Annotated in this window: 24 protein-coding genes; 1 reads left to right on the top strand and 23 read right to left on the bottom strand. The window is 67.9% G+C overall.

The annotated features are described in order from the left end of the window. Window positions 1–46: 46 nt before the first annotated feature. From rpsD to secY, 9 genes are all read right to left on the bottom strand, one after another. Window positions 47–652 carry a 30S ribosomal protein S4 gene (gene rpsD / locus AMETH_RS03405; RefSeq protein ID WP_017986634.1) on the bottom strand — a complete coding sequence of 202 codons (606 nt, stop codon included), beginning with the start codon at window positions 650–652 and terminating at the stop codon, window positions 47–49. 23 nt (window positions 653–675) lie between these two features. Beyond that, window positions 676–1,077, bottom strand: a complete 402-nt coding sequence (rpsK, locus tag AMETH_RS03400) for a 30S ribosomal protein S11 (RefSeq protein ID WP_017986633.1) — start codon at window positions 1,075–1,077, stop codon at window positions 676–678. Window positions 1,078–1,096: 19 nt separating this feature from the next. After that, window positions 1,097–1,303, bottom strand: coding sequence for a hypothetical protein (locus tag AMETH_RS03395; RefSeq protein WP_017986632.1), 207 nt, complete (start codon window positions 1,301–1,303; stop codon window positions 1,097–1,099). Next, on the bottom strand, window positions 1,300–1,680 hold the full coding sequence (rpsM, locus tag AMETH_RS03390; protein WP_017986631.1) for a 30S ribosomal protein S13: 381 nt from the start codon (window positions 1,678–1,680) through the stop codon (window positions 1,300–1,302). Before rpsM ends, AMETH_RS03395 begins: the two co-directional genes overlap by 4 nt. Before the next feature lie 204 nt (window positions 1,681–1,884). After that, window positions 1,885–1,998: a 50S ribosomal protein L36 gene (gene rpmJ, locus AMETH_RS03385; protein ID WP_004558882.1), complete on the bottom strand. Its 114-nt coding sequence runs from the start codon at window positions 1,996–1,998 to the stop codon at window positions 1,885–1,887. 32 nt (window positions 1,999–2,030) lie between these two features. Next, entirely contained in the window at window positions 2,031–2,252 is a 222-nt protein-coding gene (infA, locus tag AMETH_RS03380) for a translation initiation factor IF-1 (protein ID WP_005443304.1), read from the bottom strand. A 238-nt stretch (window positions 2,253–2,490) separates the two neighbouring features. Beyond that, entirely contained in the window at window positions 2,491–3,303 is an 813-nt protein-coding gene (gene map, locus AMETH_RS03375; RefSeq protein ID WP_017986630.1) for a type I methionyl aminopeptidase, read from the bottom strand. Continuing rightward, window positions 3,300–3,854 (bottom strand): adenylate kinase, encoded by a 555-nt coding sequence (locus AMETH_RS03370; protein ID WP_026153762.1) that lies wholly within the window; start codon window positions 3,852–3,854, stop codon window positions 3,300–3,302. The genes map and AMETH_RS03370 overlap by 4 nt, the downstream gene beginning before the upstream one ends. After that, on the bottom strand, window positions 3,851–5,158 hold the full coding sequence (gene secY / locus AMETH_RS03365) for a preprotein translocase subunit SecY (RefSeq protein WP_026153761.1): 1,308 nt from the start codon (window positions 5,156–5,158) through the stop codon (window positions 3,851–3,853). Before secY ends, AMETH_RS03370 begins: the two co-directional genes overlap by 4 nt. 543 nt (window positions 5,159–5,701) lie before the next feature. On the opposite strand from secY, the gene AMETH_RS03360 reads away from it, so the two are divergent. Then, window positions 5,702–5,986, top strand: coding sequence for a hypothetical protein (locus tag AMETH_RS03360; RefSeq protein WP_017986626.1), 285 nt, complete (start codon window positions 5,702–5,704; stop codon window positions 5,984–5,986). 161 nt (window positions 5,987–6,147) lie between these two features. Here the strand turns inward: AMETH_RS03360 and AMETH_RS03355 are convergent, their stop codons facing one another. The 14 genes from AMETH_RS03355 to rplP all read right to left on the bottom strand — a co-directional run bounded on the left by AMETH_RS03355 (window position 6,148) and on the right by rplP (window position 12,261). Beyond that, window positions 6,148–6,888: a hypothetical protein gene (locus AMETH_RS03355; RefSeq protein WP_156131598.1), complete on the bottom strand. Its 741-nt coding sequence runs from the start codon at window positions 6,886–6,888 to the stop codon at window positions 6,148–6,150. Between the two features lie 153 nt (window positions 6,889–7,041). Beyond that, the gene (gene rplO / locus AMETH_RS03350) at window positions 7,042–7,488 is read right to left on the bottom strand and encodes a 50S ribosomal protein L15 (protein ID WP_017986624.1); all 447 of its coding nucleotides are present in this window, start codon (window positions 7,486–7,488) and stop codon (window positions 7,042–7,044) included. Continuing rightward, on the bottom strand, window positions 7,485–7,670 hold the full coding sequence (gene rpmD / locus AMETH_RS03345; RefSeq protein ID WP_017986623.1) for a 50S ribosomal protein L30: 186 nt from the start codon (window positions 7,668–7,670) through the stop codon (window positions 7,485–7,487). Before rpmD ends, rplO begins: the two co-directional genes overlap by 4 nt. A 1-nt stretch (window position 7,671) precedes the next feature. Further along, window positions 7,672–8,301, bottom strand: coding sequence for a 30S ribosomal protein S5 (rpsE, locus tag AMETH_RS03340; protein WP_017986622.1), 630 nt, complete (start codon window positions 8,299–8,301; stop codon window positions 7,672–7,674). 37 nt (window positions 8,302–8,338) lie between these two features. Beyond that, entirely contained in the window at window positions 8,339–8,740 is a 402-nt protein-coding gene (gene rplR, locus AMETH_RS03335) for a 50S ribosomal protein L18 (protein WP_027932626.1), read from the bottom strand. Window positions 8,741–8,742: 2 nt separating this feature from the next. After that, complete coding sequence (gene rplF / locus AMETH_RS03330; RefSeq protein ID WP_017986620.1) at window positions 8,743–9,282, bottom strand: 50S ribosomal protein L6; 540 nt, start codon at window positions 9,280–9,282, stop codon at window positions 8,743–8,745. Window positions 9,283–9,299: 17 nt separating this feature from the next. Continuing rightward, complete coding sequence (rpsH, locus tag AMETH_RS03325) at window positions 9,300–9,698, bottom strand: 30S ribosomal protein S8 (RefSeq protein ID WP_020417564.1); 399 nt, start codon at window positions 9,696–9,698, stop codon at window positions 9,300–9,302. Between the two features lie 74 nt (window positions 9,699–9,772). Then, window positions 9,773–9,958: a type Z 30S ribosomal protein S14 gene (locus tag AMETH_RS03320; RefSeq protein ID WP_017986618.1), complete on the bottom strand. Its 186-nt coding sequence runs from the start codon at window positions 9,956–9,958 to the stop codon at window positions 9,773–9,775. Further along, window positions 9,958–10,521, bottom strand: coding sequence for a 50S ribosomal protein L5 (gene rplE, locus AMETH_RS03315; RefSeq protein ID WP_017986617.1), 564 nt, complete (start codon window positions 10,519–10,521; stop codon window positions 9,958–9,960). The genes AMETH_RS03320 and rplE overlap by 1 nt, the downstream gene beginning before the upstream one ends. Next, window positions 10,521–10,835 (bottom strand): 50S ribosomal protein L24, encoded by a 315-nt coding sequence (rplX, locus tag AMETH_RS03310; protein ID WP_017986616.1) that lies wholly within the window; start codon window positions 10,833–10,835, stop codon window positions 10,521–10,523. Before rplX ends, rplE begins: the two co-directional genes overlap by 1 nt. Then, window positions 10,835–11,203 (bottom strand): 50S ribosomal protein L14, encoded by a 369-nt coding sequence (gene rplN / locus AMETH_RS03305; protein ID WP_017986615.1) that lies wholly within the window; start codon window positions 11,201–11,203, stop codon window positions 10,835–10,837. Before rplN ends, rplX begins: the two co-directional genes overlap by 1 nt. Window positions 11,204–11,282: 79 nt before the next feature. After that, on the bottom strand, window positions 11,283–11,594 hold the full coding sequence (gene rpsQ / locus AMETH_RS03300) for a 30S ribosomal protein S17 (RefSeq protein ID WP_017986614.1): 312 nt from the start codon (window positions 11,592–11,594) through the stop codon (window positions 11,283–11,285). Beyond that, window positions 11,594–11,842 carry a 50S ribosomal protein L29 gene (rpmC, locus tag AMETH_RS03295; RefSeq protein ID WP_017986613.1) on the bottom strand — a complete coding sequence of 83 codons (249 nt, stop codon included), beginning with the start codon at window positions 11,840–11,842 and terminating at the stop codon, window positions 11,594–11,596. Before rpmC ends, rpsQ begins: the two co-directional genes overlap by 1 nt. Beyond that, on the bottom strand, window positions 11,842–12,261 hold the full coding sequence (rplP, locus tag AMETH_RS03290; RefSeq protein WP_017986612.1) for a 50S ribosomal protein L16: 420 nt from the start codon (window positions 12,259–12,261) through the stop codon (window positions 11,842–11,844). Before rplP ends, rpmC begins: the two co-directional genes overlap by 1 nt.

The raw sequence follows: 12,261 nt of genomic DNA, 5'->3' as shown, positions 1-12,261 counted from the left end.
AGGGATGGCGGAGCGGCGACGCGCGGGTGCGCGCCGCCGCGGCCGATCACTTCGAGTAGTACTCGACGATCAGCTGTTCCTGGACCGGAACGTCGATCTGCGCCCGCTCGGGCAGCTGGTGCACCAGGATGCGCAGGTTGGACGGCACGACCTGCAGCCAGCCGGGGATCGGCCGATCGCCGAACGACTCCTTGGCGGCCACGAAGGGCAGCATCTGGAGCGACTTCGGCCGCACGTCGATGATGTCGAACTTCTCGACCTGGTAGCTGGGGATCGTCACCTTCACGCCGTTGACGGTGAAGTGACCGTGCGCCACCAGCTGACGCGCCTGACGGCGGGTACGGGCCAGGCCGGCGCGGTACACGACGTTGTCCAGGCGGGACTCGAGGATCTGCAGCAGGTTCTCACCGGTCTTGCCGGGGCGCCGCGCGGCCTCCTTGTAGTAGCGGCTGAACTGCCGCTCGAGGACGCCGTACGTGTAGCGAGCCTTCTGCTTCTCCTGCAGCTGGAGCAGGTACTCGGACTCCTTGACCCGGCCGCGGCCGTGCTGGCCGGGCGGGTACGGGCGGCGCTCGAAAGCCTGGTCGCCGCCGACGAGGTCAACCTTGAGGCGCCGCGAGATGCGAGTCGCGGGGCCGGTGTAGCGAGCCATCTGTTGTTACTCCTCCCCGTTCCTCAGACCCGGCGCCGCTTGGGCGGGCGGCAGCCGTTGTGAGGCTGCGGGGTCACGTCCTGGATGGTGCCGACCTCGAGACCGGCGGCCTGCAGCGAGCGGATCGCCGTCTCCCGGCCGGAGCCCGGGCCCTTGACGAACACGTCGACCTTCTTCATCCCGTGCTCGGCGGCCTTGCGGGCCGCGTTCTCGGCCGCCATCTGCGCGGCGAACGGGGTGGACTTGCGGGAGCCCTTGAAACCGACGTGGCCGGAGGAGGCCCACGAGATAACCGCACCGTTCGGGTCGGTGATCGACACGATGGTGTTGTTGAAGGTGCTCTTGATGTGAGCGTGGCCGTGGGCCACGTTCTTCTTTTCCTTCCGCCGGACCTTCTTGGCCCCGGCGCGAGCCTTGGGTGGCATGTTGGGTGGTTTCTCCTGCCTAGCGCGAGTTCTCGGTCTGTGCGGCGGCAGCGGCGGCCTCGCGGGCCTCCTGCTGGCCACGCCGGATCAGCGACCCGGCGTCGGTGTAGAGCTGGCGAAGCGCCATCGGGCGGGCATACAGGGCCTTCGGCGAAACGCACGAATTGTTGCGGCGGCGCACCTGCCCGGCGCCGATCCGCACGACCTTCTTGCCCTGGACGCTCACTTCTTGCCAGCCTTCTTCTTGCCGGCGACCGTCTTCTTCGGACCCTTGCGGGTGCGGGCGTTGGTCTTGGTCCGCTGACCGCGGACGGGCAGACCGCGGCGCCACCGCAGGCCCTCGTAGCAGCCGATCTCGATCTTGCGACGGATGTCGGCCTGCACCTCGCGGCGGAGGTCACCCTCGACCTTGAAGTTCTCTTCGATGTGGTCGCGCAGCTTGACGAGGTCGTCGTCGGTCAGGTCGCGGACCCGGGTGTCCGGGTTCAGCGACGTGGCCGCGATGAGCTCCTTCGAGCGCGTACGACCGATGCCGTAGATGTAGGTCAGCGCGATCTCCAACCGCTTCTCGCGGGGGAGGTCTACGCCGGCGAGTCGTGCCATGGCGCTTGATGCTCCTTCTGCTGTTCGTCGCTCCAGGTGTGCTCCCCGCCCGGTTCCGGGACCGACTCGCATGTCGTCCGGAGCACTTACGTGTCCGGTGTCCCGGCCCCGGCCTGGAGTCCGGGGGTCGGCCGGGCCGTGTGGCCCGGCAGGTGCGGGGAGGTCATACAGCTGTCCGTCCGCTCTGCGTGGTGCAGGCGGTGATCAGCCCTGCCGCTGCTTGTGCCGCAGGTTCTCGCAGATCACCATGATCCGGCCGTGGCGGCGGATCACCTTGCACTTGTCGCAGATCTTCTTGACGCTCGGCTGGACCTTCACGTCTCCTGCTTCCTTATGCGTTGCTCACCGCGTCACTTGTAGCGGTAGACGATCCGCCCACGAGACAGGTCGTACGGCGACAGCTCGACGACAACCCGGTCCTCCGGGAGGATGCGGATGTAGTGCTGCCGCATCTTGCCGCTGATGTGCGCCAGGACCTTGTGACCGTTCTCCAACTCGACTCGGAACATCGCGTTGGGGAGTGGCTCGATGACCCGACCTTCGACCTCGATGGCCCCGTCTTTCTTAGCCATGTCCTCCGCGTTTCGTGACTTGGTAGAGCAGCGAATTGGCAACTCTTGCGTTCGGCGGACACGCCGCACCGACCCCAAGGACCCGAGCATTGACGAGCGCGTTGGAACCGGCGTGATGAGTACGCCGACTAGATAGTGTACGCAGCCTGTGTCGCACCTCGCGAGGCGGGGTGATGTGTGGTAGGCAACGCCACTCCGACGATACCCCAAGTCGCACCCGAAGCGGGGAAACCGCAGGTCAGGCGCCTTCGGGCAGGGTCAGGACGCGGGGGCCGTCCTCGGTGACGGCGACGGTGTGCTCCCAGTGGGCCGCGCGCGAGCCGTCCGCGGTCACCACGGTCCAGCCGTCCTCGAGCTCGACGGTCTCGGCGCTGCCGCCGGTCAGCATCGGCTCGATGGCCAGCGCCATGCCGGGCTTGAGCTTCGGCCCCTTGCCGGGCTTGCCGACGTTGGGCAGGAACGGCTCCATGTGCATCTCGGTGCCGATGCCGTGCCCGCCGTACTCGACGATCTGGCCGTACTCGGTGCCATCGGCCGCCGACGACGTCTCGGCCGAGGACTGCACGGCGTGCGAGATGTCGGTCAGCCGGGCGCCGGGCACCGCGGCCTCGATGCCGGCGAGCATCGCGGCGCGGGTGGCGGCCGACAGCGCCTGGTCAGCGGCCGAAACCGAGCCGATGGCCAGGGTGACGGCGGAGTCGCCGTGCCAGCCATCGAGGATGGCGCCGCAGTCCACGGACAGCAGGTCGCCGTCGGCCAGCACGGTGGTCTTCGCCGGGATGCCGTGGACGACCTGCTCGTTCACCGACGCGCAGATCGAGGCCGGGAAGCCGTGGTAGCCCTTGAACGAGGGCACGGCGCCGGCCGCTCGGATGGTCTGCTCGGCGATCTCGTCCAGGTCGCCGGTGCTGACGCCGGGCTTGGCGGCCTCGGCGACAGCCGCGAGGGTGCGGGCCACCACGATCCCGGCGGCCCGCATCGCGTCCAGCTCCCCGGGCGTCTTGATCTCGATGCCGCGGTGGCGGCGGAGCACGGAAGGCACCAGGTTCACGCGCGCGCGTCGAGTGCGTTCACGATCCGCGAGGAGACCTCGTCGACCTCGCCGACGCCGTCCACCTTGACCAGGATGTCGCGGTAGTAGTCCAGCAGCGGGGCGGTCTCCGACTGGTAGACCTGCTGCCTGCGGCGGATGACCTCTTCGGTGTCGTCCGTGCGGCCGCGGCCAAGCAGGCGCTCGACCAGGACGTCCTCCGGCACGTCGAGCTGGATGACCGCGTCGAGCGCGCTGTCCGACTCGGCCAGCATCTCGCCGAGGACCTCGGCCTGCTTGGTGTTGCGGGGGAACCCGTCCAGCAGGAAACCGGCCTTGGTGTCGGACTCGGCCAGGCGCTCGCGGACCATCTCGTTGGTGACGCTGTCCGGCACCAGCTCGCCCGAGTCGAGGTAGCGCTTCGCCTCCTCGCCCAGCGGCGTCTGCTCCGCCACGTGCGCGCGGAAGAGGTCGCCCGTGGAGATGTGTGGGATGGAGAGCCGCTGCGACAGCGCTACCGCCTGAGTTCCCTTTCCTGCTCCGGGCGGGCCGACAAGAACCAGGCGCGTCATCGCAAGAACCCTTCGTAATTCCGCTGCATCAGCTGGCTTTCGATCTGCTTCACCGTGTCGAGGCCGACGCCGACCATGATCAGCACGGCAGTGCCGCCGAACGGGAAGTTCTGGTTGTTGCCCTCCTGCGTGATGGACAGGAAGAAGTTCGGGAGGATCGCGATGATGCCGAGGTAGAGCGAGCCGGGGAAGGTGATCCGGCCCAGCACGAAGCTCAGGTACTCGGCGGTCGGCCTGCCGGGGCGGATGCCCGGGATGAAGCCGCCGAACTTCTTCATCTCCTCCGCGCGCTCATCCACGTTGAACGTGATGGTGATGTAGAAGTACGTGAAGAAGATGATCAGCGCGAAGTACAGCAGGATGTGCACCCAGCTGGACTGGTTGACCACGTAGGTCTGCAGGAACGCCTGCCAGCCGGAGCCGCTGGTCGGGTCGCCGAACAGACGGCTGATCAGGTCCGGCAGGTACAGCAGCGACGAAGCGAAGATGACCGGGATGACACCGGCCTGGTTCACCTTGATCGGCAGGTAGGTCGACGTGCCGCCGTACATCCGGCGACCGATCATCCGCTTGGCGTACTGCACCGGGATCCGGCGCTGGCCCTGCTCGACGAAGATGACGCTGGCGATGATCACCAGGCCGAAGATGCACACCAGCGCGAAGACGAGACCGCCCTGGTTGCTGAGGATGTTCATGCCCTCGGCCGGGATGCGGGCGGCGATGTTCAGGAAGATCAGGACCGACATGCCGTTGCCGACGCCGCGCTCGGTGATGAGCTCGCCCAGCCACATCATGACCGCGGTGCCCGCCGTCATCGTGATGACGATCAGCGCCAGCGAGAAGATGCTGTTGTCCGGGATGATCGACTGCGCGCAGTCCGGGAACAGCTGGCCGCGGTCGGCGAGCGCCACCACACCGGTGGCCTGCAGGATCGCCAGCGCGATCGTCAGGTACCGGGTGTACTGCGTCAGCTTGCCCTGGCCGGCCTGGCCTTCCTTCTTCAGCTCCTCGAACCGCGGGATGACGACGGTGAGCAGCTGGATGATGATGCTGGCCGTGATGTACGGCATGATGCCGGTCGAGAAGATCGACAGCTGCAGGAGCGCCCCGCCGCTGAACAGGTTCAGCAGGGAGTAGATGCCGGACTGGTCGGCACCGGCCTGGCATGCCTGCACATTGGGATAGGAGACCCCGGGCGCCGGAGTGACCGCACCGATCCGGTACACGGCCACGATCAACAGCGTGAACAGGATCTTCTTGCGCAGGTCCGGCGTGGCGAGAGCCGAGCGAAAGGCGCTGAGCACGCGGGGGACCTCCTCGGCGTCGCCGGTGGGTATCACCGGCGATCGGCTTGGCCGGCACGCTGGCCGGCAGGAACACCATGTCGCTGGCAAGCCAGCAGCGCTCCGGGGCATGTCGGTCCCCGAAGCGCGTCGCCCGACTCTAACAGCCGGGCGTTGGAGGGTTGTGAGGTAGGCCGTGTTATGAGCCGGAGCCCGGGTTCGGTTGGCGGGGGCCGGATCCTCCGAACAACAACTGCCACCCGACGGCGTTCGTCGTTCTCGGGTAGGGCGACGGAAATTTCCGGTACAACAAGCTGGCCGCAGCGAACACCACCCGGACAAGGGGGAAGACCGTGCGCCACCTCGCAGCCGACGGCTCCCCCGTCCGCGTCCACCAGCGGTCGGAGCGAAACGAACGGCTACACCAAGCCGCGACTCGGTGGCACGGCCGAGCTGAGCGCCAAGGCCGATGGCAGCCAACCCGCGACCTGGACCATCGAGAAGATCGAGATCGACCCGCCGTGCAACGGCTCGACGGGCACGAAGCACGTTCTCCTGCTGCACGTGCGGGCCAACACCGGCCCGGACAAGAACGCCGCCGAGCTGATTCCCGAGGCGTTTCAGTACAGGTTCGCCGAACCCGGGGCGAACGGCGGAACCACGCCGGCGAGCGCCTCGCTGTGCCGATCCACCGAGCCGGGGAGCGGACCGCTGCCGGTGCCGTACCAGCGGAACCAGGAGCTCACCGGCGCGGTCGCGCTGGTCGTCCCGGAAGCGAACGGCACGCTGATCCAGAACAGCCCCGAGATCAAGGGCGAAGGCTGGGAGTGGTCGTACCCGACGGAGTGACGTACGGCGGACCGGCGAAGACAGCCACGGTGACCGCCTGGCCGGTTCCTCGCGCAGCGGGTTGAGCACGGCGGTGCGGGTAGGTGACGCGGAACTCCTTGTGCGCCACGGCGCATGCCGCGCGCCCCACTTCCCACCCGCCACGCCCGCCCAGCCGGCGGTCACGAGCCGGGCTGGTCGCGGTGGGGGTTGAGCGCGTCGCCGCCGTCGGCGGGTGGCTGTGGGCGCGGGAGAGGCTGCTGCGCGGGGAATCCGTAGCGCGGGGTCACCGGATCGTAGTCGTACGTCGGAGGTGGTGGGGCGGGCGCGCGTTTCCCTCGGCCGGCGGCCAGCGCCGCGGCCACGATCGCCAGCACCGTCGCGCCCGCGACGAGCCAGAATCCGACGCCCAAGCTGTCCGCGGTGGTGACGCCGTCGTTGCCCTCGGCGATGCCGGCCGGGCGGAAGCTTTCGTGCAGGCTGATGGCCTGGAGAACGATCGACAGCGTGGTCGCGGCGAGGAAGCCTGCGCCGATACCGCCCGCCAGTGCGGCGGCGAACTTCCCGCCGGGCGACGACGCGCGACGGGCGGCGGCAAAGCCGATCATGGCCGCGATGAGCAGCAGCAACCCCGCTCCGGCCAGGGCCCAGCCGTTGCGGACGGGCTCCCCGGCCGTCGACGTCGGGATACCGGGGCCGGCCGCTTCCGCGCTGAGGTCCCACCCGGTCACCGTCAGCTTCAGCTGGGTCTCGCCGTTGAATCGCAGCTCGCCGACGAACAGCGGTAGGAACGCTCCGGTGAGGGCGGCCGCCGCGGCGAGCAGAGCCAGTACGGCGCCTGCGACCCGCTTCCCCTGCCACCCGGAGGGCCGATGGGGCACGGGCGCGTAGCCCATGGGGGGTGGTGCCGCCGGGAACGACATCGTCCGATGGTGACACCGCGACGCGAGCACAGCCGTCACGAGAGCGTCACGATCGGCGCAGGTCATCCCCCTGGAGCAGCGCCGTGCGGCCGGACGGGCCAAACAGAAACGGCCCGCCGGTCCGAAGACCGACGGGCCGTTGCCTGTAAAGGATCAGAGCTCAGTGGCCGAACCGCCGGCCGCCTCGAGCTTCTCCTTCGCGGACGAGGAGAACTTGTCGGCGGTGACGTTCAGCTTAACGCCGTTCAGGTCGCCGTTGCCGAGGACCTTGACGAGCTCGTTCTTGCGAACCAGACCGCGCTCGACCAGCTGTTCCTTGGTGACGTCGCCACCGTCCGGGAAGACCCGGGCGATGTCGCCGACGTTCACCGGCTGGTACTCGGTGCGGAAGCGGTTCTTGAAGCCACGCAGCTTCGGCAGCCGCATGTGGATGGGCATCTGCCCACCCTCGAAACCGGCGGGCACGTTCTTCCGGGCCTTGGTGCCCTTCGTACCGCGACCGGCGGTCTTGCCCTTCGAACCCTCACCACGACCGACGCGGATCTTGTCGCGCTTGGCGCCCGGGGCGGGGCGCAGGTGGTGGATCTTGATGGCCGTCATGCCTGGACCTCCTCAACAGTCACGAGGTGGCGGACGGTGTGGATCAGACCGCGGACCTCCGGGGTGTCCTCGCGCACCACGGACTGCCGGATCTTGCGCAGCCCGAGGGTCCGCAGGGACTCCCGGTGGTTGTGCTTGGTGCCGATCTTGCTCTTGACCTGGGTCACCTTGAGCTGAGCCATGTCAGACCCCCTGTCCCGCACGCTGACGCAGCATCCGGGCCGGCGCGACGTCCTCGAGCGGCAGACCGCGACGGGCCGCCACCTCCTCCGGACGCTGGAGGCCCTTCAGGGCCGCCACGGTGGCGTGCACGATGTTGATCGCGTTGTCCGAGCCGAGCGACTTCGACAGCACGTCGTGCACCCCCGCGCACTCCAGCACGGCACGCACCGGGCCACCGGCGATGACACCGGTACCGGCGCTGGCCGGGCGGAGCAGGACCACACCAGCGGCCTCCTCACCCTGGACCGGGTGCGGGATCGTGCCGGCGATCCGGGGAACGCGGAAGAAGTTCTTCTTCGCTTCCTCGACGCCCTTGGCGATGGCCGCGGGAACTTCCTTGGCCTTGCCGTAGCCGACGCCGACCTGACCGTCGCCGTCACCGACGACCACCAGGGCGGTGAAGCTGAAGCGACGACCACCCTTCACGACCTTGGCGACGCGGTTGATCGCGACGACGCGCTCGAGGTGCGGGGTCTTCTCCTGGCCGGCCCCGCCACGGCCACCGTCGCGGCGATCGCGGCGGTCACGACGGTCGCGGTCGTTGCCGCCCGGACCGCCCTGTCCACCGCCCTGCCGTGTACGTCCCGGCATCAGGCTTTCCTTCCATTCGCGAGCATGTGCATGGTTCTCAGAACTCCAACCCCGCCTCGCGAGCGGCGTCGGCCAGCGCGGCGATGCGGCCGTGGTAGCGGTTGCCACCGCGGTCGAACACGACGCTGGAGATGCCCGCACCCTTGGCGCGGGCGGCCACGAGCTCGCCGACCTTGGCGGCCTTGGCCTTCTTGTCGCCCTCGAGCGCACGCACGTCGGCCTCGAGGCTCGACGCCGAGGCGACCGTGTGGCCTGCCACGTCGTCGATCACCTGGACCGTGATGTGCCGAGAGGACCGGTGGATGACCAGCCGGGGCCGCTGAGCGGTCCCGCCGACCTTCTTGCGAAGCCGGAAGTGACGGCGCGCCTTCGCGACGCGGCGCCGGGTCGAGATGTCCTTGCCGACCGGCTTCCGCTTCTTCGTTGCCGTTTCGCTCATGATCACTTACCCGTCTTTCCGACCTTGCGACGGATGCGCTCACCCTCGTAGCGCAGCCCCTTGCCCTTGTACGGGTCCGGACGGCGGAGCCGGCGGATCACCGCGGCGATCTGGCCGACCTTCTGCTTGTCGATGCCGGACACGGAGAACCGGGTCGGGGTCTCGACCTTGAAGGTGATGCCTTCCGGCGCCTCGATCAGCACGGGGTGGCTGTAGCCGAGGGCGAACTCGAGGTTGCTGCCCTTGGCCTGGACGCGGTAACCGACACCGTGGATCTCGAGCTTCTTCTCGTAACCCTCGGTCACACCCACGACCAGGTTGTTGACCAGCGTGCGGGTCAGACCGTGCAGCGCACGGCTCTCCCGCTCGTCGTCCGGGCGCTTGACCAGCAGCGCGCCGTCCTCACCACGCTCGACCGTGATCGGCTCGGCGACAGTGTGCGAAAGGGTGCCCTTGGGCCCCTTCACCGAAATGTTCTGGCCGTCGATGGTCACCTCGACCCCGGAAGGGACGGTGATCGGCTGCTTACCGATGCGCGACATGCCTGCTCTCCCTTCCGTTACCAGACGTAGGCGAGGACTTCCCCGCCCACACCGTTGCGCTTGGCCTGCCGGTCGGTCTGAAGGCCGCCCGACGTCGAGATGATCGCGATACCCAGCCCGCCCAGCACGCTCGGCAGCTCGGTCGACTTGGCGTACACCCGCAGACCCGGCTTGGACACGCGGCGCAGACCGGCGATGCTGCGCTCGCGGTTGCGGCCGTACTTCAGTTCCACGATGAGGTTCTTGTGCTTCTCACCCGGCTCGTCCCGGTAGCCCGAGATGTAACCCTCGCGCTTCAGGATCTCGGCGATGTTCGCCTTGAGCTTCGAGTGCGGCACCACGACCTCGTCGTGGTACGCCGAGTTGGCGTTCCGCAGACGTGTCAGGAAGTCTGCGATGGGGTCGGTCATCGTCATGGTGACCTTCAACCTTTCTCGCCTGGTTCCCCCTAGTCAGAGGGCCTGTGGCGAAGTGGGAGCTTCTGTCGTTCCTACCAGCTGGACTTGGACACACCGGGGAGTTCGCCCGCGTGCGCCATCTCGCGCAGGCAAACCCGGCACAGTCCGAACTTGCGGAACACCGAGTGGGGCCGGCCGCACTTGTTGCAGCGCGTGTAGGCACGCACCTTGAACTTCGGCTTGCGGGCCGCCTTGGCGATCAGAGCCTTCTTGGCCATCAGTTCTCCTTGAACGGGAAGCCGAGCTTGCGGAGCAGCGCGCGGCCCTCGTCGTCGGTGGTAGCGGTGGTGACAACGGTGACGTCCATGCCGCGGGGGCGGTCGATGGAGTCGGGGTCGATCTCGTGGAACATGGACTGCTCGTTGAGACCGAAGGTGTAGTTGCCGTTGCCGTCGAACTGCTTGGCCGACAGCCCGCGGAAGTCGCGGATACGCGGCAGCGCGATCGTCAGCAGCCGGTCCAGGAACTCCCACATGCGGTCGCCGCGCAGCGTCACGCGCGCACCGATCGGCTGGCCCTCACGCAGCTTGAACTGCGCGATGGACTTGCGCGCCCGGCGCACCTCGGGCTTCTGACCGGTGATGGCCGCGAGGTCGCGGATCGCACCGTCGATCAGCTTGCTGTCCCGCGCGGCGTCGCCGACACCCATGTTGACGACGACCTTGACCACGCCCGGGATCTGGTGGACGTTCTCGTAGCCGAACTCGCTGCGGAGCTCGCCCTTGATCTCTTCGCGGTACCGCGTCTTCAACCGCGGCACGATCTTCTCTGCGGTCGTCATCAGATGTCCTTACCGGTCCGGCGCGAGATGCGAACCTTCTTGCCGTCCTCGCCGATGCGGTAGCCCACGCGGGTCGGCTTGCCGTCGGAGTCCACGACCATCACGTTCGACACGTGGATCGGGGCCTCCTGCGTCACGATGCCGCCGGACTGCGCGCCGCGCTGGGTCTGGGAGATCCGGGTGTGCTTCTTGATCCGGTTCACGCCCTCGACCAGCACCCGCTGGCGCTCCGGGTAGGCCTTGATGACCTTGCCCTTGGCGCCCTTGTCCTTGCCGGCGATGACGACGACCGTGTCGCCCTTCTTCACCTTCATCAGAGCACCTCCGGCGCCAGCGAGATGATCTTCATGAACTTGCGGTCACGCAGCTCACGGCCGACCGGGCCGAAGATGCGGGTGCCGCGCGGCTCGTTGTCGTTCTTGATGAGCACGGCGGCGTTCTCGTCGAACTTGATGTAGGAGCCGTCCGGGCGACGCCGCTCCTTCGTCGTGCGGACGACGACGGCCTTGACCACGTCACCCTTCTTCACCCCGGCAGCCGGGATGGCGTCCTTGACGGTGGCGACGATGATGTCGCCGATACCCGCGTAGCGCCGTCCCGAGCCACCGAGCACGCGGATGCAGAGGATCTCCTTGGCACCCGTGTTGTCGGCGACTCGCAGCCGCGACTCCTGCTGGATCACGTCAACTCCTGTATGTCGCGCCGGTTCTCACCTTCCGGCGAGCCTGGCGGAACGGAGGAGGCCCGAAATGGGCCTCCGATTACTTGGCCTTCTCCACGATCCGCACGAGCCGCCACCGCTTGGTGGCCGAGGTCGGGCGGGTCTCCATGAGGATCACGCGGTCACCGATGCCGGCGGTGTTCTCCTCGTCGTGCGCCTTCACCTTGCTGGTGGAGCGGAGAACCTTGCCGTAGCGGCGGTGCTTCTTGCGGTCCTCGAGCTCGACCACGATCGTCTTGTCCATCTTGTCCGAGACGACGTAGCCCTCACGGACCTTGCGGTAGTTGCGACCGGATCCAGAGAACACAGTGCTCTGCTCCGAGGTCGCGAGCTCTGGGGTCTGCTCACTCATCAGGCAGCACCTTCTTCATTCTCGGCGTCGGGGGAAACGGACAGGCCGAGCTCGCGCTCCCGCATCACCGTGTAGATCCGAGCGATGTCGGCACGGACGGTGCGGAGGCGGCGGTTGTTGTCCAGCTGCCCGGTGGCCATCTGGAAGCGGAGGTTGAACAGCTCCTCCTTCGCTTCCTTCAGGCGCAGCACGAGCTCCTCGTTGGTGAGCTCACGCAGCTCTGCGGCGGCGACACCTGCCTGCGCCATCAGAACTCACCACCTTCACGGGTCACGATGCGGCACTTCATGGGGAGCTTGTGGATCGCGCGGCGCAGCGCCTCGCGAGCCTGGGCCTCGTTCGGGAAGCTCAGCTCGAACATGACGCGGCCCGGCTTCACGTTGGCGACCCACCACTCGGGCGAACCCTTACCGGAACCCATGCGGGTTTCGGCCGGCTTCTTGGTGAGCGGGCGGTCCGGGAAGATGTTGATCCAGACCTTGCCGCCACGCTTGATGTGCCGGGTGATGGCGATACGAGCGGACTCGATCTGCCGGTTGGTCACGTAGTGGTGCTCAAGCGCCTGGATGCCGTACTCACCGAAGGTGACCTTCGTGCCGCCCTTGGCGGCACCGGCGCGCTTCGGCGAGTGCTGCTTGCGGTGCTTGACCTTGCGTGGGACGAGCAC

The organism is Amycolatopsis methanolica 239 (genome assembly GCF_000739085.1).
Lineage (GTDB): Bacteria > Actinomycetota > Actinomycetes > Mycobacteriales > Pseudonocardiaceae > Amycolatopsis_E > Amycolatopsis_E methanolica.
The sequence above is the reverse complement of the archived record's forward strand: the minus strand, read 5'-3'. Positions and strand labels throughout refer to the sequence as shown.

What these genes read in the sequence shown, in the direction of transcription:
- rplR (WP_027932626.1), bottom strand. Translation starts at nt 8,740, where the DNA reads ATGAGCGAAACGGCAACGAAGAAGCGGAAGCCGGTCGGCAAGGACATC.
- AMETH_RS03370 (WP_026153762.1), bottom strand. Translation starts at nt 3,854, where the DNA reads ATGACGCGCCTGGTTCTTGTCGGCCCGCCCGGAGCAGGAAAGGGAACT.
- AMETH_RS03355 (WP_156131598.1), bottom strand. Translation starts at nt 6,888, where the DNA reads ATGTCGTTCCCGGCGGCACCACCCCCCATGGGCTACGCGCCCGTGCCC.
- rpsQ (WP_017986614.1), bottom strand. Translation starts at nt 11,594, where the DNA reads ATGAGTGAGCAGACCCCAGAGCTCGCGACCTCGGAGCAGAGCACTGTG.
- rplF (WP_017986620.1), bottom strand. Translation starts at nt 9,282, where the DNA reads ATGTCGCGCATCGGTAAGCAGCCGATCACCGTCCCTTCCGGGGTCGAG.
- rpsK (WP_017986633.1), bottom strand. Translation starts at nt 1,077, where the DNA reads ATGCCACCCAAGGCTCGCGCCGGGGCCAAGAAGGTCCGGCGGAAGGAA.
- rpsH (WP_020417564.1), bottom strand. Translation starts at nt 9,698, where the DNA reads ATGACGATGACCGACCCCATCGCAGACTTCCTGACACGTCTGCGGAAC.
- rplO (WP_017986624.1), bottom strand. Translation starts at nt 7,488, where the DNA reads ATGACGGCCATCAAGATCCACCACCTGCGCCCCGCCCCGGGCGCCAAG.
- infA (WP_005443304.1), bottom strand. Translation starts at nt 2,252, where the DNA reads ATGGCTAAGAAAGACGGGGCCATCGAGGTCGAAGGTCGGGTCATCGAG.
- rpmC (WP_017986613.1), bottom strand. Translation starts at nt 11,842, where the DNA reads ATGGCGCAGGCAGGTGTCGCCGCCGCAGAGCTGCGTGAGCTCACCAAC.
- rplE (WP_017986617.1), bottom strand. Translation starts at nt 10,521, where the DNA reads ATGACGACCGCAGAGAAGATCGTGCCGCGGTTGAAGACGCGGTACCGC.
- AMETH_RS03320 (WP_017986618.1), bottom strand. Translation starts at nt 9,958, where the DNA reads ATGGCCAAGAAGGCTCTGATCGCCAAGGCGGCCCGCAAGCCGAAGTTC.
- rpmD (WP_017986623.1), bottom strand. Translation starts at nt 7,670, where the DNA reads ATGGCTCAGCTCAAGGTGACCCAGGTCAAGAGCAAGATCGGCACCAAG.
- rpsM (WP_017986631.1), bottom strand. Translation starts at nt 1,680, where the DNA reads ATGGCACGACTCGCCGGCGTAGACCTCCCCCGCGAGAAGCGGTTGGAG.
- rpsE (WP_017986622.1), bottom strand. Translation starts at nt 8,301, where the DNA reads ATGCCGGGACGTACACGGCAGGGCGGTGGACAGGGCGGTCCGGGCGGC.
- rplX (WP_017986616.1), bottom strand. Translation starts at nt 10,835, where the DNA reads ATGAAGGTGAAGAAGGGCGACACGGTCGTCGTCATCGCCGGCAAGGAC.
- rpsD (WP_017986634.1), bottom strand. Translation starts at nt 652, where the DNA reads ATGGCTCGCTACACCGGCCCCGCGACTCGCATCTCGCGGCGCCTCAAG.